At 66.1% G+C, this 22,325-nt stretch carries 27 protein-coding genes and 1 tRNA gene; 13 read left to right on the top strand and 15 right to left on the bottom strand.

The genetic code is table 11. From position 1 onward, the window contains the following. The first annotated feature begins 32 nt into the window (after window positions 1–32). On the top strand, window positions 33–1,052 hold the full coding sequence (gene ilvC / locus AAIO73_RS00755) for a ketol-acid reductoisomerase (RefSeq protein WP_345875579.1): 1,020 nt from the start codon (window positions 33–35) through the stop codon (window positions 1,050–1,052). A gap of 350 nt (window positions 1,053–1,402) precedes the next feature. Continuing rightward, window positions 1,403–2,008 carry a YceI family protein gene (locus tag AAIO73_RS00750; RefSeq protein WP_345875578.1) on the top strand — a complete coding sequence of 202 codons (606 nt, stop codon included), beginning with the start codon at window positions 1,403–1,405 and terminating at the stop codon, window positions 2,006–2,008. A 16-nt stretch (window positions 2,009–2,024) separates the two neighbouring features. Here AAIO73_RS00750 and AAIO73_RS00745 read toward each other — a convergent pair whose 3' ends face one another. Then, window positions 2,025–2,408, bottom strand: a complete 384-nt coding sequence (locus tag AAIO73_RS00745) for a BLUF domain-containing protein (RefSeq protein ID WP_345875577.1) — start codon at window positions 2,406–2,408, stop codon at window positions 2,025–2,027. Window positions 2,409–2,667: 259 nt separating this feature from the next. On the opposite strand from AAIO73_RS00745, the gene leuA reads away from it, so the two are divergent. Next, entirely contained in the window at window positions 2,668–4,344 is a 1,677-nt protein-coding gene (gene leuA / locus AAIO73_RS00740; protein ID WP_345875576.1) for a 2-isopropylmalate synthase, read from the top strand. Between the two features lie 61 nt (window positions 4,345–4,405). Here leuA and AAIO73_RS00735 read toward each other — a convergent pair whose 3' ends face one another. From AAIO73_RS00735 to AAIO73_RS00720, 4 genes are all read right to left on the bottom strand, one after another. Then, window positions 4,406–5,137 carry a TorF family putative porin gene (locus AAIO73_RS00735; protein ID WP_345875575.1) on the bottom strand — a complete coding sequence of 244 codons (732 nt, stop codon included), beginning with the start codon at window positions 5,135–5,137 and terminating at the stop codon, window positions 4,406–4,408. Then, the gene (locus AAIO73_RS00730; RefSeq protein WP_345875574.1) at window positions 5,134–5,580 is read right to left on the bottom strand and encodes a hypothetical protein; all 447 of its coding nucleotides are present in this window, start codon (window positions 5,578–5,580) and stop codon (window positions 5,134–5,136) included. The genes AAIO73_RS00735 and AAIO73_RS00730 overlap by 4 nt, the downstream gene beginning before the upstream one ends. 214 nt (window positions 5,581–5,794) lie before the next feature. Then, entirely contained in the window at window positions 5,795–6,067 is a 273-nt protein-coding gene (locus tag AAIO73_RS00725) for an SWIB/MDM2 domain-containing protein (RefSeq protein ID WP_055761337.1), read from the bottom strand. Window positions 6,068–6,227: 160 nt separating this feature from the next. Further along, window positions 6,228–8,879, bottom strand: coding sequence for a TonB-dependent receptor (locus AAIO73_RS00720; RefSeq protein WP_345875573.1), 2,652 nt, complete (start codon window positions 8,877–8,879; stop codon window positions 6,228–6,230). Between the two features lie 204 nt (window positions 8,880–9,083). Between AAIO73_RS00720 and folE the strand changes: the two genes are divergently transcribed. The 3 genes from folE to AAIO73_RS00705 all read left to right on the top strand — a co-directional run bounded on the left by folE (window position 9,084) and on the right by AAIO73_RS00705 (window position 10,410). Then, window positions 9,084–9,707, top strand: a complete 624-nt coding sequence (gene folE / locus AAIO73_RS00715) for a GTP cyclohydrolase I FolE (RefSeq protein WP_345876295.1) — start codon at window positions 9,084–9,086, stop codon at window positions 9,705–9,707. Window positions 9,708–9,741: 34 nt separating this feature from the next. Continuing rightward, window positions 9,742–10,287 (top strand): hypothetical protein, encoded by a 546-nt coding sequence (locus tag AAIO73_RS00710; RefSeq protein WP_345875572.1) that lies wholly within the window; start codon window positions 9,742–9,744, stop codon window positions 10,285–10,287. A gap of 46 nt (window positions 10,288–10,333) precedes the next feature. Continuing rightward, a tRNA-Arg gene (locus AAIO73_RS00705) sits at window positions 10,334–10,410 on the top strand. A gap of 237 nt (window positions 10,411–10,647) precedes the next feature. Here AAIO73_RS00705 and AAIO73_RS00700 read toward each other — a convergent pair. Genes AAIO73_RS00700 through AAIO73_RS00685 form a run of 4 tightly spaced genes read right to left on the bottom strand, consistent with a single transcriptional unit; the run spans window position 10,648 to window position 12,915 of the window. Then, on the bottom strand, window positions 10,648–11,076 hold the full coding sequence (locus AAIO73_RS00700; RefSeq protein WP_345875571.1) for a DUF1178 family protein: 429 nt from the start codon (window positions 11,074–11,076) through the stop codon (window positions 10,648–10,650). Further along, entirely contained in the window at window positions 11,073–11,900 is an 828-nt protein-coding gene (locus tag AAIO73_RS00695) for a carbon-nitrogen hydrolase family protein (protein ID WP_345875570.1), read from the bottom strand. The genes AAIO73_RS00700 and AAIO73_RS00695 overlap by 4 nt, the downstream gene beginning before the upstream one ends. Beyond that, a complete protein-coding gene (grxC, locus tag AAIO73_RS00690) occupies window positions 11,897–12,151 on the bottom strand; it encodes a glutaredoxin 3 (protein WP_345875569.1) in 255 nt (84 codons plus the stop codon). Before grxC ends, AAIO73_RS00695 begins: the two co-directional genes overlap by 4 nt. Window positions 12,152–12,183: 32 nt before the next feature. Beyond that, window positions 12,184–12,915 carry a double zinc ribbon domain-containing protein gene (locus tag AAIO73_RS00685; protein WP_345875568.1) on the bottom strand — a complete coding sequence of 244 codons (732 nt, stop codon included), beginning with the start codon at window positions 12,913–12,915 and terminating at the stop codon, window positions 12,184–12,186. A 42-nt stretch (window positions 12,916–12,957) separates the two neighbouring features. Between AAIO73_RS00685 and AAIO73_RS00680 the strand changes: the two genes are divergently transcribed. Next, a complete protein-coding gene (locus AAIO73_RS00680) occupies window positions 12,958–13,791 on the top strand; it encodes a class I SAM-dependent methyltransferase (protein ID WP_345875567.1) in 834 nt (277 codons plus the stop codon). A gap of 150 nt (window positions 13,792–13,941) precedes the next feature. Here AAIO73_RS00680 and AAIO73_RS00675 read toward each other — a convergent pair whose 3' ends face one another. Further along, a complete protein-coding gene (locus tag AAIO73_RS00675; RefSeq protein WP_156359867.1) occupies window positions 13,942–14,328 on the bottom strand; it encodes a (deoxy)nucleoside triphosphate pyrophosphohydrolase in 387 nt (128 codons plus the stop codon). 80 nt (window positions 14,329–14,408) lie between these two features. Here AAIO73_RS00675 and AAIO73_RS00670 point away from each other — a divergent pair, with 80 nt between their 5' ends. Both AAIO73_RS00670 and AAIO73_RS00665 read left to right on the top strand, forming a co-directional pair. After that, window positions 14,409–14,600: a Flp family type IVb pilin gene (locus AAIO73_RS00670; protein WP_345875566.1), complete on the top strand. Its 192-nt coding sequence runs from the start codon at window positions 14,409–14,411 to the stop codon at window positions 14,598–14,600. A 131-nt stretch (window positions 14,601–14,731) separates the two neighbouring features. Beyond that, on the top strand, window positions 14,732–14,911 hold the full coding sequence (locus AAIO73_RS00665; protein WP_345875565.1) for a Flp family type IVb pilin: 180 nt from the start codon (window positions 14,732–14,734) through the stop codon (window positions 14,909–14,911). Window positions 14,912–14,975: 64 nt separating this feature from the next. Here AAIO73_RS00665 and AAIO73_RS00660 read toward each other — a convergent pair whose 3' ends face one another. Genes AAIO73_RS00660 through AAIO73_RS00645 form a run of 4 tightly spaced genes read right to left on the bottom strand, consistent with a single transcriptional unit; the run spans window position 14,976 to window position 18,754 of the window. Then, on the bottom strand, window positions 14,976–15,923 hold the full coding sequence (locus AAIO73_RS00660) for an acetyl-CoA carboxylase carboxyltransferase subunit alpha (protein WP_345875564.1): 948 nt from the start codon (window positions 15,921–15,923) through the stop codon (window positions 14,976–14,978). An 11-nt stretch (window positions 15,924–15,934) separates the two neighbouring features. Further along, the gene (locus AAIO73_RS00655) at window positions 15,935–16,843 is read right to left on the bottom strand and encodes a tyrosine-type recombinase/integrase (protein WP_345875563.1); all 909 of its coding nucleotides are present in this window, start codon (window positions 16,841–16,843) and stop codon (window positions 15,935–15,937) included. Next, window positions 16,840–18,636 carry a hypothetical protein gene (locus AAIO73_RS00650; RefSeq protein ID WP_345875562.1) on the bottom strand — a complete coding sequence of 599 codons (1,797 nt, stop codon included), beginning with the start codon at window positions 18,634–18,636 and terminating at the stop codon, window positions 16,840–16,842. The genes AAIO73_RS00655 and AAIO73_RS00650 overlap by 4 nt, the downstream gene beginning before the upstream one ends. Then, window positions 18,617–18,754, bottom strand: a complete 138-nt coding sequence (locus tag AAIO73_RS00645; RefSeq protein ID WP_200909539.1) for a hypothetical protein — start codon at window positions 18,752–18,754, stop codon at window positions 18,617–18,619. The genes AAIO73_RS00650 and AAIO73_RS00645 overlap by 20 nt, the downstream gene beginning before the upstream one ends. Before the next feature lie 90 nt (window positions 18,755–18,844). Between AAIO73_RS00645 and AAIO73_RS00640 the strand changes: the two genes are divergently transcribed. The 4 genes from AAIO73_RS00640 to AAIO73_RS00625 are packed head-to-tail and all read left to right on the top strand — an operon-like array spanning window position 18,845 to window position 21,850. Further along, complete coding sequence (locus AAIO73_RS00640) at window positions 18,845–19,396, top strand: shikimate kinase (protein WP_242117616.1); 552 nt, start codon at window positions 18,845–18,847, stop codon at window positions 19,394–19,396. Beyond that, a complete protein-coding gene (gene aroB, locus AAIO73_RS00635; RefSeq protein WP_345875561.1) occupies window positions 19,393–20,493 on the top strand; it encodes a 3-dehydroquinate synthase in 1,101 nt (366 codons plus the stop codon). Before AAIO73_RS00640 ends, aroB begins: the two co-directional genes overlap by 4 nt. Further along, entirely contained in the window at window positions 20,493–20,654 is a 162-nt protein-coding gene (locus tag AAIO73_RS00630; RefSeq protein ID WP_345875560.1) for a DUF2256 domain-containing protein, read from the top strand. Before aroB ends, AAIO73_RS00630 begins: the two co-directional genes overlap by 1 nt. A 47-nt stretch (window positions 20,655–20,701) precedes the next feature. After that, complete coding sequence (locus tag AAIO73_RS00625) at window positions 20,702–21,850, top strand: diguanylate cyclase domain-containing protein (protein ID WP_345875559.1); 1,149 nt, start codon at window positions 20,702–20,704, stop codon at window positions 21,848–21,850. A gap of 4 nt (window positions 21,851–21,854) precedes the next feature. On the opposite strand, the gene AAIO73_RS00620 is transcribed toward AAIO73_RS00625, so the two are convergent. Further along, a complete protein-coding gene (locus AAIO73_RS00620) occupies window positions 21,855–22,259 on the bottom strand; it encodes a hypothetical protein (protein ID WP_242117607.1) in 405 nt (134 codons plus the stop codon). Window positions 22,260–22,325: the final 66 nt, after the last annotated feature.

Raw genomic sequence — 22,325 nt, 5'->3', positions numbered from 1 at the left:
CGGGACTGCGCCAATTTCGAAAGGGAACCCACATGCGTGTCTATTATGATCGCGACGCCGATCTGAACCTCATCAGCGACAAGAAGATCGCGATCCTCGGCTATGGTTCGCAGGGCCATGCCCATGCGCAAAACCTGCGCGGTTCGGGCGTCAAGAACGTCGCCATCGCGCTGCGCCCCGGTTCGGCCAGCGCCGCAAAGGCCGAGGGCGCGGGCTTCAAGGTGATGCCGAACGCCGAAGCCGCCGCATGGGCCGATATCCTCATGATCCTCGCACCCGACGAGCATCAGGCCGCGATCTATGCCGATGACATCCATGCGAACCTGAAGCCGGGTTCGGCACTGGCCTTCGCTCATGGTCTGAACGTCCATTTCGGCCTTATCGAACCGCGCGCCGACGTCGACGTCATCATGATCGCGCCGAAAGGTCCCGGCCACACCGTGCGCAGCGAATATGTAAAGGGTGGCGGCGTGCCCTGCCTCGTCGCGATCCATCAGGACGCATCGGGCAACGCCCATGACATCGCGCTCGCCTATGCGTCGGGCGTCGGCGGCGGCCGTTCGGGCATCATCGAAACCAATTTCCGCGAAGAATGCGAAACCGACCTGTTCGGCGAGCAGGCCGTGCTGTGCGGCGGCGTGACCCACCTGATCCAGGCCGGGTTCGAAACGCTGGTCGAGGCCGGCTATGCCCCGGAAATGGCCTATTTCGAGTGCCTGCACGAAACCAAGCTGATCGTCGACCTGCTGTATGAGGGCGGCATCGCCAACATGCGCTATTCGATCTCCAACACCGCCGAATATGGCGACATCGTCACCGGCCCGCGCATCATCACCGACGAAACCAAGAAGGAAATGAAGCGCGTGCTCGCCGATATCCAGTCGGGCCGCTTCGTGAAGAACTTCGTCCTCGACAACCGCGCCGGCCAGCCCGAACTGAAGGCAGCACGCAAGCAGGCGGCGGCGCATCCGATCGAGAAGACCGGTGCGGAGCTGCGCGCAATGATGCCGTGGATCGGTGCCAACAAGCTGGTGGACCAGTCGAAGAATTGACTGAGCGCAGCGGTACACCGCTGCACTCGACAATTCTTCGACCGGCCGGCGCGACAAAGCCCGCCCCTCGGGGCGCGGCTTTGCCGCGACCGACGGGCGGGCCGCATCCATCGCCCGTCATCCCGGCGAAGGCCGGGATCCATGGACGCGGCACAGTCGCGACCAATCGATACCACCCGACACAATGGATCCCGGCTTCCGCCGGGATGACGGGCGCGTTGCTATACCGTGAGCGCCAACCCACGGCACCGAAACCGAAACCGATCGTTTCGCATCCGGTATTTGACCAGAAGCGCGGCGCCCCCGACAAAGGCGGCATCCTGACTTCGCTTCAACCGGAGAGCTCCAAAATGCGCACGCCCCTGATCCTTGCCGCCGCCCTGTTCGCCGTCGCCGCCCCGACGGTCGCTCAGATGCCGGGCGCGCCCGATAAGGCCCGCGTCACCGCCGGCAACTACACCGTCGACACCGCCCATACGCAGGTCGCCTGGCGCGTGAACCACATGGGCTTCTCGATGCTCGACGGCCTGTTCGGCGCGACGGGTGGCTCGGCGACGATCGACCCGAAGAACGCCGCTGCGAGCAAGGTGACGATCGACTTCAACATTGCCGACTCGCTGACCGTGACCAGCCCGCAATTCGCGAACCATCTCAAGTCGAAGGACTTCTTCGACGTCGCCACTTATCCGACCGCCGAGTTCGTCTCGACCCGAATCCAGCCGATGGGCGATCACTGGATGATGGCCGGCAATCTGACGATCAAGGACCAGACCAAGCCCGTGCAGTTGACCGTCCGCTTCATGGGCGCGGGCGAGAACCCGATGAACAAGAAGAAGAATATCGGCTTCGTTGCTACGGGTTCGATCAACCGGAGCGACTTCGGTCTGGGCTTTGCCGTACCGGCAGTGTCGGACAAGGTCGACCTGACGATCAACGCTGCCTTCGTCGCAGCCTGAGGCGGTGGCGCGCGGTTCAGGCCGCGCGCATTCCCGCAAATCCCTCGAAGGTGCCGCGCACGCTCGGCGCGGCGCCTTCGACCAGCTTCCCTACCTGTGCGACCGCGGTCCCGCTGCCATCATCGGTCGCCATCGCCCAGTCGCCGAATTCGCGTGCCTCGACCAAGCGCCGCGACAGCACGACAAGGGCGAAATGGCGCGGATCCCCGGCGATGCGGGCATAAGCCGCTTCGACTTTGACCACATCGCCCTCCAGCGCCTGTAAGAACCGCCGCCCCTTCGCATGCAGCAGCCCGGTGATCCCGTCGCGTCGATTGTTACGCCGCGATTTGGCGAGAATGTCGTCGAGATCGATCGTCTCACTGCTTCGCGCCGTACTCACATAGATTAGTTGCAGCATGACATTCCGATGCGTTGCCCGTCCAACTTATTGGCACTGAACCACAAAATATTACCAACCGGTGTCTTTGCCATCGGCGCTGGACATTCGGCCCGCTTTTGCCCACAGACGCGCCATGGTCCGCGCGTTCGCCAGCCTGCTACGACTTAGCCGCCCTTAGGGCAGGATCGCACGCGCGTGCGCCTTCCCTGAGGGAGTATCGAACCTTTTCGGCAGATACCGGCGTCCGCACGACGCCCCCAGACAGGCTGTAGACGACATGTTGCGCGATCCTTCGACCAAATACCGCCCCTTCCCGACCATCGACCTCCCCGACCGGCAATGGCCGTCGCGCACCATCACGACCGCGCCGCGCTGGTTGTCGACCGACCTGCGCGATGGCAATCAGGCGCTGATCGACCCGATGGGCGCCGAGAAAAAGAACCGCTTCTTCGACCTGCTGCTCAAGGTCGGGTTGAAGGAGATCGAGGTCGGTTTTCCATCTGCGGGAGCGACCGAGTTCGACTTCATCTCCGGGCTGGTGCAGCAGGACCGCATCCCCGACGACGTCTGGGTGCAGGTGCTGACCCAGTCGCGCCGTGACCTGATCGAACGCAGCTTCGAAAGCCTCGACGGCGCGAAGCAGGCGATCGTACATCTCTACAATGCGGTCAGCCCGGCTTGGCGGCGGATCGTGTTCGGCATGGAACGTCCCGAGGTAAAGGCGATCGCGGTCGCCGGTGCCAAGGTGCTGCGCGATGAAGCCGCGAGGCGGCCGAACACCGACTGGCGCTTCGAATACAGCCCTGAAACCTTCTCGACCGCCGAACTCGATTTCTCGGTCGAGGTCTGCGCGGCGGTAATGGAGGTGTTGCAACCGACGCCGGACAAGCCACTGATCCTCAACCTGCCCGCGACGGTCGAGGCGGCGACGCCCAACGTCTATGCCGATCAGATCGAATGGTTCTGCCGCAACGTGCCGAACCGCGACAGCGTCGTGATCTCGCTGCACACCCATAACGACCGCGGCACCGGCGTCGCTGCCGCCGAACTGGGTCTGATGGCGGGAGCCGACCGGGTCGAGGGCTGCCTGCTCGGCAATGGCGAGCGGACCGGCAATTGCGACCTCGTGACCGTCGCCTTGAACCTGTACACACAGGGCGTCGACCCGGCGCTCGACCTGTCGGATATCGACGAAGTCGTGAATACGGTGAATTACTGCACCGCCCTGCCCGTCCATCCGCGCACGCCCTATGCCGGCGATCTGGTGTTCACCGCCTTTTCGGGCAGCCATCAGGACGCGATCAAGAAGGGCATGGCTGCGCAGGCGGTGCGCAATGACGGGCTTTGGGAAGTCCCCTATCTGCCGATCGACCCCGCCGATCTCGGCCGCAGCTATGAAGCCGTGATCCGCGTCAATTCGCAGTCGGGCAAGGGCGGCGTGGCGTGGGTGCTGGAACAGGACAAGGGGCTTAAACTGCCCAAGCGGTTGCAGGCCGATTTCAGCCGCCATGTGCAGGCGATGGCCGATAAGCTCGGCCGCGAGCTGAACGCCGCTGATATTTGGGCTGCGTTCCACGACGCCTATCTGCCGCATGGCAAGGACCGCTATGCCCTGATCGACTATGCCGAGACGCATGCGCCGGGGGGCGGGCCGCCACGTACCTTTGTCGGGCGCGTCCGGCTGGACGGAGAAGAACGCTCGATTTCGGGCAAGGGCAACGGCCTGCTGTCCGGTCTCCTCGCCGCGCTGCGCGAAGAGGGCGGCATCGACATGGACGTGATCGATTATAGCGAGCATGCGATCGGCCATGGCGCGGATGCGCAGGCCGCCGCCTATCTCGAATGCAGCCTGCCCGATGGCCGGCGCGTATTCGGTGTTGGCATCGATGGCGATGTCGCGACCGCAACGGTCCGGGCGGCGCTGAGCGCGGCCAACGCGGCCGCGCGGGGGTAAGCCCACACCTCGTCCTCAAATCTATCCCCGCGCAAGCGGGGATACGACTATCTCGCGAAGGTCAAAAAGCGAAGCGCGCCCGCGCGAGCACCCGGTCGCCACTATTCCCGCGATCACCGATAGCGCTGACCGGCCGCCCTTCGGCCAGATCGGTCCCGACATAATCGAGCGCCAGTGTCAGCGGTCCGGTCACATGCTCCACGCCCAGCCGCCAGTCGCGATAGCTGCCCCCCGGTCGCAGCCGGTCGGCACGCGTGGGATCGTCGACCGTTCCCGCCGACCGTCCGACCCCGCCGACCAGCGTGAACGGCGTCATTGGGATGCCCGCCACCGCCTGCGCCGACATATACAGGTTGCTGCCCCCGATCGCGTCCTGCGGCGGTGCGTAAAGGGCACCGGCGATCAGTTCCACCGGACCCAGCGTGTAGCGCGCATCGCCGCCGATCTCGCCATAGTTCATGCTGCTCCGCGAGCCGGCAAAAACATGGCCGATGGCCCGCGCGCGAAGCTGGAACGGCCCGACACCCGTCACGAACGCCGCGCCCAGATCGGCCACCGCATCGGCACCGTCATGCCGTATCGATCCGCGCAGCGCCGCAATCCGGGCGTCCAGTTCGATCGTTCCCAGCGTGACGGCGAGATCGCCCGACACCGAAGCCCGGCCTTCGCTCCAGCTAAGTCCGCGACGCCGCTCGTCGATCGTTGCTTCGACACCGCCGGATGGCAGCGACTGCGCATGCGCTGCCGCCAACGGCAGCAACGACGCCGCACCTAGCATGATCCGGCCGATCATCCGGCCTGGGTCGTCCCGTGCATCCGGTCGATTTCGGCATGCAGCACGCCATGATCGTCCTGCGCCAATCGAACCAGCCGCTCGCGCAACTCGGGCTGCCGGGCGGCGACCTCCTGTGCGATCGAACGCTGCTGCGCGCTGCACCAGCCTGGCCGACTGCCCGCGACGACGCCGTCATGCGCAAACGTACGAGCCATGGTCGACCCCGACGCATGCCGCGCCTGCCGGTCGACGACCAGCCCCGCGCTCCACAAGCAGCGCAGCGTCGAGGGGCGGCCGCCGACGCCGACCGTGCCGACCTGTTTGTGCGTGATGCGGACATCGGCGATGTACTGTGATTCCACCGTGCCGGTGCGGTGGTCGATGCGGACCTTGTGCTCGATGCCGCTATCTGGCGCGGCCACCATTGCACCCAGCAACAGCCCGACCATTCCGAACGTCATTCCCGTTCTCCTTGTCCTTCTGCGGATGGTCCCGGCCCATGCTGACCGGTGACCGAAATCGGACTTCCGTCCGATACGTACATAACTGATCGCAGCGAGGCCGCGCTCCGAAATTTCCGCCGGCAAAGCTTTGTTACGAAACGAAAAACGCCGCCCGGCATCGACCGGACGGCGTTCGGTTCGTAACGGCGGCGCGGGTTCGCGCCGGACGACGTTACTTCATGTGCGCGCTGAGCAGCTTGTTCATTTCGAACATCGAGCACGATTTCTTGCCGAACAGCTTTTCGAGCGTTTCGTCGGCGAGAATCTCACGCTTGTCCTTCGGATTCTGAAGGTCGTGCTTCTTGATATATTCCCACATCTTGCTGACAACTTCGCTGCGGGGCAGCGGGTCGGATCCGGTAATCTTCGCCAGATCGGCCGACGGCGTCACCGGCTTCGCGATTCCGCCCCGGGCGCCGCCGGTCGTCGTGGTTTCCTTGGCCATAATATTTCTCCTATCCCCCTGCAGGGCCGCACCCCGTGGGCACGGCAGGCCGACGGTTATGCAAGGTTACGCTACGGTTGTCGCGGGGGAAAAGCGACAAACCGCTCCAACGATTCCACGATTTTTCCGCTCGATCCAGCGTATACCGCCTATCGCGCCGTCAGAAGCCGAACCGCGCGCGCACGCCGTAGAAGCGCGGCATGGCCGGATAGACGCCATAGGTGCCGGTCTGCTCGGGGATCGCGAAGCCCGAGATATTGTAATATTGGTTGGTGATATTTTCGACGAAGAATTCGAGTTGCTTGCGGCGGTCATCGGTCGCGATGCCGATCTTGCCGTTCAGCAGCGGATAGCCGTCATTGCCGACCGTGGTCGCCCCTGTGCCGTCGCGCACGATCGACACGTCGCTGTTATAGCGCATATCGACATGGAACAGCGCGTTGAGCGTGCTGGTCAGGCGCGGCTGCCATGTCGCCGCCACGGTCACGACGTTGCGCGGCTGGTTCAGGAATTGCCGCCCTTGCTGGTTCTGGAGCGGGGTCCCGCTAAAGTCGTTATCGGCATCGTAGGACGCGTCGAGCAACGTATAGCCGAAGCGGAAGCTCAATTCGCGGATCGGCTGGATCAGCGATTCGAGCTCGACGCCCTTGGCGGTCGATCGCGGCACGTTCTGTACGACGAAGCTGTTGCCGGCAAAGATCAGCGACTGCAGCCCCTTGAACTTCTGGTAGAACAGCGCCGCATTGAATGAGAATTGCCGGGTGAAGCTGGTCTTGAAGCCCAGTTCGTAGCTGTCGACCGTTTCCGCCCCGAATTCCAGATCCGTCGCTTGTGCGCCGTCGCCGCCCAGTACCGTTGTATCGAAGCTCGCCTGATCGAGATTGTAGCCGCCCGATTTGAAGCCACGATCATAGCTGGCATAGCCGAGGATATCGGGCGTGAACTTGTACGCCAGCTTGGCGGTGCCGGTCAGGCGGCTTTCCGAGCGATCATGGGTGTAATTGCCGTTGAATTCGCTCGACACTGCGGGGTTGCAGCTAAGCAGGAACAGGTTCTGGAACAGGGCCGGGCTCGCTGCACGGATCGCGTTGCGATAGGTGACCGCGCGCGGATCGTTGCCGAGGAAGAAGCCGCACGCCGCCGGATTGCTGTTGACCGTCGCCGCCAGCTCCTTGCGCTCGTAATTGTAGCGCAGGCCAAGCGTGAGCGAGAGCTGGTCGGTGATGTTGACGATATTATGGGTAAACAGCGCGAAGGCGTTGGTATCGACTTGGAAATCGTCATTGTTGTTGCCCTGCCCGGCGACGTTCGGGGTCAGCGGCGTGTTGAAATAGGCGAACAGCGCCGGGTTAGCGGCACCCGCCGCCTGCAACTGCGGGCTCTGCGCATAGAGGAGCTGCGAGAATAGTGGCACCGTCCCTGCCGGCAACGCCGCGCCGCCGCGCAGCGAAGTGACGAGCTGCGTAAAGGTCGGCACATTAAAGCTGCCATAGAATTGCGCCGCGCGTCCGATTCCGCCGGCGGAGGCCGGCTGTCCCAACACGCCGGCCAGCAGCGTATCGACATAGCGATTGGCATCATTGCCCAGCCGCACCGTGTCGCGCAGCTTGAGCTGTTCGTTTAAGTAAAAACCACCGACGAGGAAATCGAGCTTCCCGTCGAACAGCTGCCCCTGCAACCGCAATTCCTGCGTGATGTTGCGCAGCGACGACCGGTATCCGTCGCGATAGGCGCGATCGATGCCCGAATAATCGATATCCTGGTTCCGCAGCACCCGGAAGTCGCGATAGGCGCTGATCGATGTCAGTTTCATCTCGCCGACATCGGCGTTTATCTCGCCCGACACGCCCCAGTCGCGCACCGCCTCGCCATAATCGCGATTGGGCGACGCGGCCATGCGCCGGTCGGAGGGCGGACCGGTATAGATGCCGGTGCGGCCCTGCTGCGCCGCAATTGCCTGGATCGCCGGGGCGGTCGCCCCGCGGGTGCCGCTGACCACGCCGCAGCATTGTTCGTCGGTCTGGTAATAGTCGCCGATCAGCCGGAAGCTGAAGGCCGACGTGTCGTACAGCGCCTGTCCGCGCACATACCAGCGGCTGATGTCGTTGAACGCACGGTCGGAATTGACGTCCTGGATATAGCCGTCGCGCTGCCGCCAGCCGCCGTCGACGCGCAAGGCGAGCTGTTCGGACACCGGCCCGGTCAGGGCGCCCTTCAGTTCATAGGCGTTGTAATTGCCATATTCCCCCTCGACATAGCCGCCCAGATCGAATTTCGGCATCGCCGTCGTCACCGAAAGCGCGCCTGCCGAAGTGTTCCGCCCGAAGAGCGTGCCCTGCGGCCCGCGCAGCACCTCGACCCGCTCCACCTCGGGCAGTTCGGCGATGGCGATGCCGGCGCGGGCGCGGAACACGCCGTCGATGAACACCCCGACCGCTGGTTCGAAGCCGGGATTATCGCCTGCGGTGCCGACACCGCGAATCGACAGCGACGTCGACACCGCCGACGATTGACCGGTCGTGGTCTGCAGCGACGGGGCGAGCTGTTCGAGGCCACGAATGTCGCGCACCCCGGCGTCGTCGAGCAGCTGCGCATTCACGGCGGTTACCGCGATCGGCACGTCCTGGATCGGTTCGGCGCGACGGTTGGCGGTGACGATGATCTCGTTCCCCCAATCGTCATCGGTCGTGGTCGTCCCTTCCGACTGGACGGTCGCGGGTTCGGTCGCCGGAGTCGCGGTCTGTGCGATCGTCGGGCTGGTGCCGGCGACTATCGAGAGAGCGGTTGCGGCCAGCAGTTGGAACTTCGTCATGACATCCCCTCATCCGCGCTGCCGATATCGTCCGGCTAATGCAGTTGGCATTTGGTGACGGAGCATCTATCCCGCGTCAACGGGCAACCTGCACCTTCGCACAGCTTTTATCGGCGAACGGGTATGGAAGCCACAGTCGCGCCGATGCAGGGATTTTATGCGGCGGATGCGAACAAGTTCGAATATCGGGAATGGACGAAGATCATGTGTGACGCGAATGACGATGCCGGGACCGGCGACCTGGTGGCATCGGCGCCGAAGATTCCGGTGCCCGACGACGTCGCAGAAGCGATCCGCACCCTCATCCGCTGGACCGGCGAGGACCCGAACCGCGAAGGGCTGCTCGAAACGCCGCTGCGCGTCGCCCGCGCGTGGAAGGAATATACGCAGGGCTATGCCGACAATCCCGCCCGCCACCTCGAACGTGTCTTCGAGGAAGTCGGTGGCTATGACGAGATCGTCCTGCTTCGCGACATTCCGTTCCAGTCGCATTGCGAACATCACATGGCGCCGATCGTGGGCAAGGCGCACATCGCCTATCTGCCAAAGGATCACGTCGTCGGCATTTCGAAGCTGGCGCGCGTCCTGCACGGCTATGCCCGCCGGTTGCAGGTGCAGGAGCGGCTGACCGCCGAAGTCGCCGACTGCATCTGGAACGGGCTGCAGCCGCGCGGCGTCGCGGTGGTGATCGAGGCGACCCATGGCTGCATGACCGCGCGCGGCGTTCGCACCCCGGGCGTCACCATGACGACCAGCCGCATGATGGGCGTGTTCCGCGACGACGAACGCAGCCGCGAGGAAGTGCTGGCCCTGATCGGGCGCGGATGACGGAACGGCAGCGACCAGTCGACGTTCTCGAACGATGAACCGTTTCGCCTCGCTGCTGCTCCCGTTCACGCTCGTCGCCTGTTCGGCCGAGCCGCCCGCCGACGCCAACGCGACGCAGGCAGCGATGCCGGTCGGTTCGTTGGGCGGTGTCGATCCGGCGGCCAATGGCGCGGTCGTTTCGACGCGCGGTGTGCCGACATCGCCATCGCTGCATCCGGCGTCGGAATTGCAGCCGCTCGTCTATGACGACTTTAAGGACAAGGATCTGCTCGGTTCGGGCTGTGCCTTCCGTGCCGGTGCCGGTACGCCCACGTTGTTGATGGTCCGCGACGAAGGGGACGGTCTAGTCAAATATGACAAGCGTTTCCATCGCATCACCGCCGCCACACCCGGCCGCGACGCGATACAGGGTGGTGCGATCCTTGCCGGCGACGGCGTATCCTTCACCGTCGCACGCCAGCTTGGCGACCCGGTGCAGGCAGGCGCCTCGATACAGGCATGGCCGGCCACGCTGACCATGCGCACCGCCGATGGGGGCGAGCGGCTCTATCGCAACGGCCGCTGGGAATGCGGCAGTTGATCGCCACCGTTGCGCGAGGGGCGACGGCATTCTACAGCGCACGGACGGTCTCGTAGCTCAGCTGGACAGAGCGCCGCTTTCCTAAAGCGGGCGTCGGGGGTTCGAGTCCCTCCGAGACCACCACCCCACTGGGGCGATCGAAAGGGACGTGTGCGGCGAGCGTCGTCCGTCGAAAGGCGGCCGCATGTCGGTCACCGTCATAACGTGGTGACAAGAGGTAGATCCGTTCGTGCTGAGTAGGGGCTGAGCGAAGTCAAAGACCCGTATCGAAGCACACGCTACGGGCTATCCTTCGATACGCCATTTCGACAAGCTCAATGGCTACTCAGGACGAACGGGTCGGGTTCATCCTCTCCGACCCTAATTCGCCCGCTCGGGCGGCACGACTGGCAGCAACAGCGGCGCTACGGCCACGCCCTCCTCGATCAGCGCCTTCGCCTCGGCACGGGTCGCCTGGCCGTGGATCGTCGCCGGTTCAGCATCGCCAATATGCATCGCCCGCGCCCGATCGGCAAAGGCGGTGCCGACCCATTCGCTATTCGCCAACGCCGCCTGCTGCGCCTGCGCCAGCGTCTGCAGCGCCGCCTTCATCATTTCGGGCGTGGGGGCGGCGGCGCGATCACCCTTCGGCGCGATATTGGGCGCCATCACCGCCTTCTCGATCGTCGCATCGGTACAGATGGGACATTGAATCAGGCCCCGCCCCCGCTGATCGGCGTAGGCATCGCTGGAGGCGAACCATGCCTCGAACACATGGGCATTGCCGCAGCGCAGGTCGAACACGATCACGCGACGATCCCGACCGGCGGGATCGCGCGGCGATGCTCGATCGCCGGAATCCGTGCCCGCACCGCATCGACCTGCCCCGGATCGATGTCGACGAAGCCGACGCCCGCCGCCTCACCCATATCGCGCAACACCTTGCCCCACGGATCGACGACCAGCGAATGGCCATAGGTCGTCCGGCCGTCCGCGTGGCGACCGGTCTGCGCGGCAGCGACGACGAACGCCCCCGCTTCGATCGCACGGGCTCGCAGCAGCACATGCCAATGCGCCTCACCGGTCGGCACGGTGAACGCAGCGGGCACCGCCAGCATCGTCGCGCCGGCATCGCTCAGCGCACGGAACAGGTCGGGAAAGCGCAGATCGTAACAGATGGTCAACCCCAGCCGACCGGCCGGGGTCACCACCACCGTCGCCGATTCGCCCGGCGCATAGCTTGCCGATTCGCGCCAGCTCTCACCGGTCGGCAGCGTCACGTCGAACAGGTGCAGCTTGTCATAGCGCGCGCGGATGACGCCGGTCGCATCGATCACATAGCCGCGATTGGCCAGTCGCCCGTCCGTCCGCCGCACCGCCAGCGACCCCAAATGCACCCAGATACCGGCCCGCGCCGCCGCCTCGCTTACCGAATGCAGCACCGGATCGGCGTCTTCGCTCACGATCGACGCGGCTGCGCGCTCGCGGTCCCGGTCGATCAGGCCCGACATTTCGGGGGTGAACAGCATCGTCGCGCCACCCGCCGCCGCCTGCTCGATCGCCTTCACCAACACGGCAGCATTGGCGTCGCGGTCGATACCCGCCGTCATCTGGAGCAGCGCGATACGGGTCACGCCAGCAGCGCGTCCAGCTTGCCCGCGCGTTCCAGCGCCGCCAGATCGTCCGACCCGCCGACATGGGTGTCACCGATGAAGATTTGCGGCACCGTCGTCCGGCCGTTGGCGCGCGCCAGCATCTCCTGCCGCTTCGACCCGCCGAGCGTGATGTCGATCTCGTCATAGGCGGCGCCCTTCTCGTCGAGCAACCGCTTGGCGCGGGTGCAATAGGGGCAGAACGCCTTCGTATAGATGATGATATTAGCCATGCTGGTTCAGGTGTGTCCGGCGATCGGGCTTGTCAATCGTCTGCACCGACGACGCGTGCCCAGCAAAGGATCGTCACCCGCGTCGCACCGGCGGCACGCAGCACCTTGGTACAGGCGGCAACGGTCGCGCCGCTGGTATGAACGTCGTCGACGAGCACCACCGCCTGCCCGGCGACCCGCCCCGGATCGGACGCCATGAACGCGCCGCGCACTGCCTGCGATCGCCTGCGACCGTTCATCCCCTTCAGCGCCGGCGTGGGGCGCGTCCGTCGCAGCGCGTCGCGTGCGACCGCGACGCCCGACAGGCGCGACAGTCCGTTGGCGATCAGCAGCGCCTGATTATATCCGCGGGTCCATAATCGTCGTCGATGCAGCGGCACCGGCACGATCAGGGTCGCGTCGTCCGGCAGGTGCCGGTGCATCAGCCGCGCTATCGTCTCCGCCAGCGCCAGTCGACCGCCATATTTCAGCTTCAGCGCGACATCCCGCGCGACCGGGCCATAGGCGACGGCGGCGCGCAGTCCGTCATGCGCCGGTGGCGCGACAAGACACGGCGCGCAACGCGCGTCTCTTCCCCGATCGATCGCAAACGGCGCGCCGCAGGTCGCGCATGCCGGATCGCCCAGAAAACGCAATCCCGACCAGCACTTGGCACAAAAACGATGATCGGCCTCGACCACCTCGCCACAGCCCGGGCAGCGCGGCGGCAGCGCCAGAGCGACCAGCCGTTTCAGTGCTACGACAGGAACGCGGGCAAACGGCATGCCCCCTTGTCGCCGCGCGCGCCACCCGGCACAAGCGGCGTCGTGAACGCCCCCGATATCTTCGATCGTCAGCGCCGCCGCCTGCATCGCGACCGTGCCCAGGCCGGCTTCGCGCGCGCCAATTTCCTGCACCGCTACATGCTGGAGGGGATTGAGGACCGGTTGCAGGCGGTGACGCGGCAATTCACCGACGTGCTCGACCTCGGCTGCCACGACGGCGCCTTCATGCCCCCGCCGGGCGCGCGCATCGCCCGCTTCGATCCGGGTTTCGCTTTCGCTCGAGCAGCGGACGGCGTGCAGGGGGACGAGGACCGGCTGCCCTTTGCCGATGGCGCGTTCGATCTGGTGGTATCGGTCGGCGTGCTCGACAGCGTCAACGACCTGCCCGGCGCACTGACGCTGATCCGGCGGACGCTGCGCCCCGATGGCCTGTTCCTTGCCGCCTTCACCGGTGGCAGGACGCTGGCCACGCTGCGTCAATCGCTGCTGACTGCCGAGGGCGATCGGCCGGCCGGCCGTGTCCATCCGCAAATCGACCTGCGCTCGGCCGGCGACCTCCTCGTCCGGGCCGGGTTCGCGCTACCCGTCGCCGATTCGGAAACGCTGACGGTCCGATATGCCGGGCTGGGTCGCTTGGTCGACGATCTGCGCGGCATGGGCGCGACCGGACTGCTCGATCCCGCACCGCTGGGTCGCGCCGGATTGATGGCAGCGGCCAGTGCCTTTGCCGACCGCGCCGATCCCGATGGCCGGACCGTCGAACAGTTCGAGGTCATCTACCTGACCGGCTGGGCCCCCGCCCCCAGCCAACCGCAACCGGCCCGCCGCGGCAGCGCCACCACCTCGCTCGCCGCCACGCTGCGTCCTGGAGCATGACGTGAGCTTTACCCGTTCGTCCTGAGTAGCCATTGAGCTTGTCGAAATGGCGTATCGAAGGACCGCTCGTGACCAGGTACTTCGATACGGGTCTTCGACTTCGCTCAGCCCCTACTCAGCACGAACGGTTCTACCTATTGTCATCTCACTTTAAATGAGCGCTTCGAGCAACCCGATCAGCGGCCGATCGGCAGGCGGCATGGCAAGGGCATGCAACTGCACCGGCCGCAACCATTGTAGTGCGGTCGCATGGCGCGCGACGGGTATCCCCTGCCATTTGCGCAGCGCGTAGAGCAGCAGCAACAGATGCCGCTCGCCCAACGCTTCGCTGGCAAAGGCCGCCGGCGCCAGACAGCTATGGTCGACGACGATCCCCAATTCCTCGTCCAGTTCGCGGACCAGCGCCGCCTCGGGGGTCTCGCCCGGCTCGATCTTGCCGCCAGGAAACTCCCACAGCCCCGCCATCGCCGTCCCGGGCGGGCGTTGCTGGACGAGCACCCGGCCGTCGCCGTCGATCATCGCTGCGGCGGTCACCATCAGGAAGTGGGGTGGAAGCGACAATTTCTTAACCTCGCCGGCGTTAGGGGTCGAATCGGTCTTGGCGGAGTAGAAGGTCCATGCGTTGCGCGCTGCGCCCGCTATACAGTCTCTGGCGCGATCGGCGTGGGGCCACTGCCGTCGAATATGGTATGATCCTCGCGATGGTCGCGATTGCGATCGCTGCTGCCATCGCCGGCGTGGGCGACATCAACGGCAGCATATGGAACGGGGTCGCGGCCAACGTCATCGAACATAGCCATGTTGGTTAAGCATCGAAATATTGTCGGTAACCTTCCTGCTTAAAACTTTATCAACCGAGTTCTTCGTACACTGCGCCTGCTGACCGGGCATCGTCCGAACGGCCGGGAAAATTGAAGTACGCAGAACCACGGAGACCGATATGCAGAAGATCCGCACCTTTCTGAAGAATAGCAAGGGCGCCACCGCGATCGAATACGGCCTGATCGCCGCGCTGATCGCCGTTGCCGCCATCACCGCGATGCAGGGTCTGGGCAACCAGCTCAGCAAGACCTTCAACAACGTTTCGGGCCAGATGCAGGCGACGAAGGCCGGCGGCTGATCCTTACGATCACCGAATGCAAAGGGGCGGCGGGACTTCGGTTCCGCCGCCCTTTTCATGTCGGTTACAGCCGGCCCATCTTCAGGAACTTCTGCCGCCGCGCCTGGCGCAGCGAAGCGGCCTCCATGCCCGACAGCTCACCCAGCGCCGTATCGATCGCATCGCCCAGCGCCGCGATCGCCGCACCCTTGTCGCGATGCGCCGCACCCAGCGGTTCGGGCACGATCCGGTCGATCACGCCCAGCGACTTCAAATCCTGCGCCGTCACCCGCATCGCCTCGGCCGCTTCCGGCGCCTTGTCGGCGGTGCGCCACAGGATCGATGCGCATCCTTCGGGCGAGATCACCGAATAGACGGCGTGCTCCATCATCAGAACGACATTGCCCGCCGCCAGCGCGATCGCGCCGCCCGATCCGCCCTCGCCCAAAATTGCCGACACCATCGGCACGCCGAGGTTCAGCGCCGCCTCGGTCGAGCGCGCGATCGCCTCCGCCTGTCCGCGCTCCTCAGCCTGAATGCCGGGAAACGCGCCCGACGTATCGACCAGCGTCACCACCGGCAGCGCGAAGCGGTCGGCGAGCTGCATCAGCCGGATCGCCTTGCGATAGCCCTCGGGCTTGCCCATGCCGAAATTGTGGCGGAGCCGGCTGGCGGTATCGTCGCCCTTTTCATGACCGATCACCACCACCTTGCGCCCGCGGAACCGCCCGATCCCGCCGAGGATCGCCGAATCATCGGCAAAGGCGCGGTCCCCACCCAGCGGCATGAAATCCTCGACCAGCGCCGCGACATAATGTTTGAAATGCGGCCGCTCGGGATGGCGCGCGACCTGCGTCTTCTGCCACGGGGTCAGTTTGGTATAGGTTTCGCGCAGCAGCCGGTCGGACTTGGTCTGCAACCGGCCGATCTCGGTCGCGATGTCGAGCTCGCCATCGGCGGCGGTATCGCGCAGTTCGTCGATCCGCGCCTGCAATTCGGCGATGGGTTTTTCGAAATCAAGGAAGCTAGCCATGGGTCCGCGCCCTATGGCCGTGTCCGCCCGGCGTCAATCAGCGGGTGCCGCTCGTTGACCAGCCGCACCAGCCGCGACGCATCGACATGGGTATAGATTTCGGTCGTGGCGATATCGGCATGACCGAGCATCGCCTGCAACGCGCGCAGGTCGGCGCCGCCCTCCAGCAGATGCGTTGCAAAGGCGTGGCGCAGCACGTGCGGGCTGATCCGGTCGGGCGCGATGCCGGCCTCGCCCGCAAGCGCCCGCACGATCTGATATAGTCGCATCCGGCTGAGATGCCCCTTGCCCGACGGGAACAGCCACGGACTGTCCGCCGGGACATGCGCGCGCCAGCGGACTACGGCGGCCCGCGCGCGATCCGACAGCGGCACCATCCGCTCGCGCCCGCCCTTGCCCTTGAGGATCAGATAGGGCCGGTCCGAAGCAATCGCGCCGCGCGGCAACGACACCAGTTCGGTCGCGCGTAGCCCTGATCCATAGAGCAGCTCGAACAGCGCCGAGAGCCGCAAATCGTTGCGATCGGGCGGCACGCGCGCAATCCGCACCTCGATCGCGGCGAACATCGCATCGATATCGCCGCTCGACAGCGTTTTCGGCAGCGGCCGCGACGTCCCCGGCCGGGGCAGCGCATTACCCGGATCGTCGGCGCGCAGCCCTTCATCGGCAAGGAATGTAAAAAACCGCCGCAGCGCCGCCGCCTTCCTCGCCACCGTCGACTTGGCGAGGTCGTCCCAGCCATCGGCCAGCCGGCCGATCGCCGCCGCGTCGGCCTCGGCCAGCCGTCCGCCCAGCGCCCCGGACGCCAGCGACAAATCGGTGCGATAGGCGGCGACGGTATTGCGTGCGGCCCCCGCTTCCGCCGCCATCATTTCGAGGAAACGGTCGATCAGCACGCGATCGCCGCCGACGCCGCTCACGTCCGCGCGATCGCCTCGGCGGCGATCATCCGCGCCTCGCCCTCACGCCCCGCCGCGCGCAATGCCGCGACGATATGGAACAGCGCCACCGGCGACACGCCGCGCCAGTCGCGCGTCTGCATGCCCGTAGCCGCCAGCAACAGCACCGTGCCCGCCTCACCACGCACGCCCGACCGGTCGATCGCATCGGTCCACGCGTTGCGCGCGCCGATCGGGACGTTCAGGTCGCGCGCCAGTCCCTGGACCTGATCCTGCGGCAGCCGGCCAAGCCCCGCCAGCCCGGCGAACAGCAACTGCCCCTTACGCCCATTCTGCCCGGCATAGTCCGACACCGCCCCGACCGGAACCGAACGCCCCATCGGATCGGCCAGTGCCAGCATTGCCCAGCCATCGCTGCCGACCGGCGCCACCGGCCGCCAGCGCAGCGCGGGCAGATCGAGACCCGCGGTCAGCATCGACGCGATCAGCTGGTCCGCGTCGCCGACATGATCGGCAACCGGCGCAATCATCGCCGCCGCTCTGGCCGTCAGCACCCGGCGGGCATGGCCGAGCGGCGTCGTCGCCGCCGGTTCCCAGAACTGGCGCAGCATGGTCAGCCGCTGATCGTCATTGCCGGTAAAGGCGGTCCGCAAGTCGGTCGCCAGCGCACTCTGCGCGCTGCTGGCGTCTTCGTCGGCCAGCAACTGCGCATACAGGTCGACCAGCGCCTCGCTCGACAACACGCCCTGTGCCGCGGCGAACTCGCCGTCGGTCAGCCGGACATTGGACGCGAATTGCGGCGCGGTCGCATGCCAGTAGCGGACCTGCGGACCGACCCCGTCGAACAATTCCACCGGCACCGGCGTCGCACTGGCGGCGGCCATGCCATATCGCCACGCGGTCAGCCGGTCGACACCGTCCCATTCGATCGTCGCCGCCCGCCTGCCCTGTGCCCCCTTGCCAACCAGCTTTTCGGCGAGCGCCACGTCGATCGCACCGCCGCCCGGCGCCTGACGCCGTGCCTGATCGACGATCCGCCCCGCCTCGCGCGCCTCGCCTTTCAGGCCGAGGCAGACGGCATTGGCCAGCCGCCATCCGCGCTCGTTCGACACCCGCATCGCCGGTGCAACAAGCGGGCACATGCCACCCGGATCGCCGGTCGCCAGCAACGCCTGCATCGCGACCTGATAGAGTTTGGGGGTATAGTTATCGATATCGACCGACTGGACCAGCGCGCGTGCGGCCGGTCCCTCGCCCATCCGTACCAGCAGCCATGCCCGCTCGGCGGCGAAATCCGCACCGTCGACGCCGCCCGGCGTATCGATATCGGCGACCAGCGCCCGCCGCAGCGCGATCGAGAGCCAGCGCGAGGCGACCGGCGCGTCGAGCGAGCGCATGATCCGCTCCAGCCACGGCCCATCGGCCGCGCCGAACGCGTCGCGCCTGAAGTCGCTGCCCTGCCCCGCAATGCCGATATTGTTCAGCGACCGGCGCGCGAAATCGGGCAATTCATATTGCCGAAGCGCCTCGGCATCGATCGGCACGGTCGATGCGGAAGGGGTCGGCGTGGGCGTCGGCGTCGCGCCCGGCAATCCCGGTATCGGTTGGACGATCGCGGCGGGCGGCGCGAAGTTCGGCGCACCCGGAGCTGCCGAGCTACTGGGTCGCGGCGTCGGCGTCGGGGCCGGCGCATCGCCGAACCCCGGCGGCAACAGCGATTCAGGTACGTCCTGACCCGTTGCCGGTACCGCGATCGCGATCAGCGCCGCTGCGGCGACCCCGATCCGCAACCGGTCAGTTGGCGAGATTTTCAAGCGAGACCGCCTTTTCGATCTGGGTCGGCTGCTGCTCGGTCGAACGTCCCGCCAGCAGGAACATGCCCGCGATCAGCGCGACCACGACGACGAGAAGGATGACAAGCGAACGCGACATGGATCAAATCGTCCCGGTAATTTGGCTCGAACAAAGAAGGCGACGCGCCTTTTGCCCGATCGGTTGGGCGGCTGTATAGCCCATCGTTCGATGCTGCAAATTCAAGAATCCATTCCCCAGCCGCCACCGCCCTGGACCGGACGCCCGATCGTCCTGGTCGGGTTGATGGGCGTCGGCAAATCCACCGTCGGCCGGCGGCTTGCCCAACGCATGAAACTCGATTTCGTCGACGCCGATCACGAGATCGAACATGCCGCCGGCATGACCATTGCCGAGATCTTCGAACGGTTCGGCGAGGCGCATTTCCGCGACGGCGAACGCCGTGTAATCGCCCGACTGATCGACGGCACGCCCAAGATCATCGCGACCGGCGGCGGCGCGTTCATGCAGGAGGAGACGCGCGCGCTGATTCTCGACCAGTCGCTGGCGATCTGGCTCGATGCCTCGCCCGAAATACTGGCCGAACGCGTCCGCCGCCGCGACACGCGTCCGCTGCTACGCGGAAAAGATCCGCGCAAGGTGCTGACCGAACTCGCCCGTATTCGCAATCCCGTCTATGCGCTTGCACCGATCCACATCGTCAGCCAGCACGCGCCGCACGACGCCACCGTCTCCGCGATCCTGAAAGCCATCGGCCAATGACCGTCATTCCCGTCGCCCTTGGCGACCGCAGCTACGACATCGTGATCGAGGACGGCGTGCTCGCCCGTGCCGGCGGCCATCTTGCCCCCATCGCGCGCGGGCGACGGATGGTGATCGTCGCCGATGCCAATGTGCCGATGCACCTCGCGACTCTGCGGCAATCGCTTTCGGCGGCGGGCGTGGCGAGCGAAGCGATCGAGATTCCGGCCGGCGAAGGCTCGAAAAGCTGGGCGACGCTCGAAAGTCTGCTCGATTCGCTGCTCGCACTCGGCGTCGAGCGCGGTGACCATATCGTGGCGCTGGGCGGCGGGGTGATCGGCGATCTGGTCGGTTTCGCCGCCGCGATCCTGAAGCGTGGCTGCGGCTTCGTACAGGTGCCGACGACCTTGCTCGCACAGGTCGATTCGTCGGTCGGCGGCAAGACCGGGATCAACACCCGCGCCGGAAAGAACCTGGTCGGTGCCTTTCACCAGCCGGCACTGGTGCTGATCGACCCGACCACGCTCGATACGCTGCCGCCGCGCGAGGTCCGCGCCGGCTATGCCGAGGTCGTCAAATACGGCCTGATCGACGATCCCGACTTCTTCGCCTGGTGCGAGACGAACGGTGCCGCGCTGCTGGCCGGCGACCCTGCCGCCCGCGCCCACGCCATCGCCCGGTCGGTGACGGCCAAGGCCCGCATCGTCGGCGCCGACGAACGTGAGACGACAGGGACGCGCGCGCTGCTCAACCTCGGGCATACCTTCGGCCATGCGCTGGAGGCGGAGGCCGGGTTCGACGGATCGCTGCTGCATGGCGAGGGGGTGGCGGCCGGTATGGCGCTGGCCTTCGCCTATTCGGCCGAACATGGGATGTGTTCCGCCGCCGATGCCCATCGCGTGGCCGCGCATCTGCGTGACGCCGGCCTGCCCGACGGCCTCGCTGCCGCCGGCATCGCCGCCTCGGGCGAAACGCTGGTCGCGCACATGCTGCATGACAAGAAGCGGGAGGGCGGCACCCTGCCCTTCCTGCTCGCGCGTGGCATCGGGGCGACCTATCTCGACCGCTCGGTCGATCTGGAACAGGTCGCCGCCTTCCTGAACCGCTGCCCTCGCTGATGCCGCGGGGCGTCGCCAAGCGCGATCTGCCGACCAAGATCTGCCCGGTATGCGAACGGCCATTCGCATGGCGCAAGAAATGGGAACGCGACTGGGACAACGTCGTCTACTGCTCCGACCGCTGCCGTCGCACGGGGCGGGCGTTAACCGATCCGCAGTAGCGCCATGCTACAGCGCTCGCCTCCAGCGTAATTCGGGGGCCGGCTTCATGGAACACCAACGACGGGCGCGGCTGGGCAACGGATCTATGCTGGCGTGGCTCGTCGACCCCACGACGAACATCCCCGCCGACACTCGACCGATTCTGCTCGGCTCGCTGCTGTCCGCCTCGGGCGTCGTTTTGGTGGGTGCATTGTCGGGCATCTTCGTCGCGGTCGCCGCCGCATGTCGCACCGGATCGCGGCAATTCTGGGTGTTCGCCGCGATCGAGGTCGTGCTCGTGCTGCTGCGGCTGCGCGCGATCCGGCGAAGCGAACGCCATTTCCGCGCGGGGACGCTGCCAACCGTCGACCGTTCGGTCCTGCTGACCATCGGCTGGTGCGCGCTGCAGGGCATCACCGGATTCGCCATCGCGCTGACCGGTGATCTCGTGATGATCGTCATCGCGACCGCGTTCATCCTTGGCCTAGTCGCGCCGATTTGCGCCCGCAACCACGCCGCCCCGCGACTGGCGGTCCTGCTGGTGATGCTGTGCGATCTCCCGTTGAAGATCGGGCTGGCCTTTTCGGGCCATCCGGTCTTGTGGGTGCTGATCCCGCTTTGCTTCCCGCTGTTCGCCAGCATCTGCGTGCTGCTGCGCAACGTCGCGGCGGTCATGGCCGCTTCGTTCAACGCCGCCGAACGCAACCGCTTCCTTGCCGGACACGACGCACTGACCGGTCTCGCGAATCGCTACGGCCTCGACGAGCGGATCGCGGCGATGGCCGTCCGCCCGTTGGCGCTGCTGTGTCTCGACCTCGACCGGTTCAAGTCGATTAACGACCGGTATGGCCATGGCGCGGGCGATGCGGTGCTGGTCGCGGTCGCCACGCGGCTGCGCACTGTGGCGGGGGATGGGGCGCTGGTCGTCCGGCTCGGCGGCGACGAATTTTTGCTTGCCGTCCCCGACCTCGACCCTGCACAGACTGAAGCGCTCGGCCGGGATATCGCCGCCGCCATCACCGACTGCCATATCCCGCTCGACAGCGGCGACCATGTCGCGATCGGGACCAGCATCGGCTATGCCTGTTTTCCCGAAGACGCGACCTCGGTCACTTCGCTCCGAACCAACGCCGACGACGCGCTCTACGCCGCCAAGCGGGCCGGCGGCGGCGTCCGCCGGCATCGGGCGGCGGCGACGCTCCCCGACGCCGCCTGACGCATTAAGGGATATCGCGCTCGGCCGCCTGCTGCTGACGCCGCTCGGCGAACCATTGGCGCAGCATCGCCTGGGTACAGCCGGTTTGGCCGCCGGTGCCGATCACCGAACAGCTATTGGGCCGCGTCGCCCGCGCCGCCTCCATCGCCACATCGGCGCGCTGCGCCCAGCTCGCATCCGCCGACCGTTGCGACGGCGGGTCGCGGAAGCGCTTCGGAATGCGATAGCGTTCGTTTTCGTTCAGCCGCGCGCACACCACGATCTCGTCGTCGCTATCGGGCTTGGGACATTGCTCGTCGCCATAGACGGTCGCGTTGCGCACGCGTTGCGGCGGATCGGCCGGGGCATCCTGTGCGAGTGCCGGCCCCGCGATAGCCAATGCCAGTCCCGCCAAAACCCAACGCGCCATCGCAAATCTCCTCGACGCCGACCATAACGACGCGCCCCCATGAGCGCAGGCTGAACGGCCGAAACG

The organism is Sphingomonas epibiotica (assembly GCF_039615155.1).
GTDB lineage: Bacteria > Pseudomonadota > Alphaproteobacteria > Sphingomonadales > Sphingomonadaceae > Sphingomonas.
Note: the sequence above shows the minus strand (reverse complement) of the source record. Positions and strands in the feature narration are given on the sequence as shown.

Bases quoted from the DNA above. Each gene is read 5' to 3' on its own strand.
- ilvC (WP_345875579.1), top strand. From the start codon at position 33: ATGCGTGTCTATTATGATCGCGACGCCGATCTGAACCTCATCAGCGAC.
- AAIO73_RS00750 (WP_345875578.1), top strand. From the start codon at position 1,403: ATGCGCACGCCCCTGATCCTTGCCGCCGCCCTGTTCGCCGTCGCCGCC.
- AAIO73_RS00745 (WP_345875577.1), bottom strand. From the start codon at position 2,408: ATGCTGCAACTAATCTATGTGAGTACGGCGCGAAGCAGTGAGACGATC.
- leuA (WP_345875576.1), top strand. From the start codon at position 2,668: ATGTTGCGCGATCCTTCGACCAAATACCGCCCCTTCCCGACCATCGAC.
- AAIO73_RS00735 (WP_345875575.1), bottom strand. From the start codon at position 5,137: ATGATCGGCCGGATCATGCTAGGTGCGGCGTCGTTGCTGCCGTTGGCG.
- AAIO73_RS00730 (WP_345875574.1), bottom strand. From the start codon at position 5,580: ATGACGTTCGGAATGGTCGGGCTGTTGCTGGGTGCAATGGTGGCCGCG.
- AAIO73_RS00725 (WP_055761337.1), bottom strand. From the start codon at position 6,067: ATGGCCAAGGAAACCACGACGACCGGCGGCGCCCGGGGCGGAATCGCG.
- AAIO73_RS00720 (WP_345875573.1), bottom strand. From the start codon at position 8,879: ATGACGAAGTTCCAACTGCTGGCCGCAACCGCTCTCTCGATAGTCGCC.
- folE (WP_345876295.1), top strand. From the start codon at position 9,084: ATGTGTGACGCGAATGACGATGCCGGGACCGGCGACCTGGTGGCATCG.
- AAIO73_RS00710 (WP_345875572.1), top strand. From the start codon at position 9,742: ATGAACCGTTTCGCCTCGCTGCTGCTCCCGTTCACGCTCGTCGCCTGT.
- grxC (WP_345875569.1), bottom strand. From the start codon at position 12,151: ATGGCTAATATCATCATCTATACGAAGGCGTTCTGCCCCTATTGCACC.
- AAIO73_RS00685 (WP_345875568.1), bottom strand. From the start codon at position 12,915: ATGCCGTTTGCCCGCGTTCCTGTCGTAGCACTGAAACGGCTGGTCGCT.
- AAIO73_RS00675 (WP_156359867.1), bottom strand. From the start codon at position 14,328: ATGGTGACCGCCGCAGCGATGATCGACGGCGACGGCCGGGTGCTCGTC.
- AAIO73_RS00670 (WP_345875566.1), top strand. From the start codon at position 14,409: ATGCGTTGCGCGCTGCGCCCGCTATACAGTCTCTGGCGCGATCGGCGT.
- AAIO73_RS00665 (WP_345875565.1), top strand. From the start codon at position 14,732: ATGCAGAAGATCCGCACCTTTCTGAAGAATAGCAAGGGCGCCACCGCG.
- AAIO73_RS00660 (WP_345875564.1), bottom strand. From the start codon at position 15,923: ATGGCTAGCTTCCTTGATTTCGAAAAACCCATCGCCGAATTGCAGGCG.
- AAIO73_RS00645 (WP_200909539.1), bottom strand. From the start codon at position 18,754: ATGTCGCGTTCGCTTGTCATCCTTCTCGTCGTCGTGGTCGCGCTGATC.
- AAIO73_RS00640 (WP_242117616.1), top strand. From the start codon at position 18,845: ATGCTGCAAATTCAAGAATCCATTCCCCAGCCGCCACCGCCCTGGACC.
- aroB (WP_345875561.1), top strand. From the start codon at position 19,393: ATGACCGTCATTCCCGTCGCCCTTGGCGACCGCAGCTACGACATCGTG.
- AAIO73_RS00630 (WP_345875560.1), top strand. From the start codon at position 20,493: ATGCCGCGGGGCGTCGCCAAGCGCGATCTGCCGACCAAGATCTGCCCG.
- AAIO73_RS00625 (WP_345875559.1), top strand. From the start codon at position 20,702: ATGGAACACCAACGACGGGCGCGGCTGGGCAACGGATCTATGCTGGCG.
- AAIO73_RS00620 (WP_242117607.1), bottom strand. From the start codon at position 22,259: ATGGCGCGTTGGGTTTTGGCGGGACTGGCATTGGCTATCGCGGGGCCG.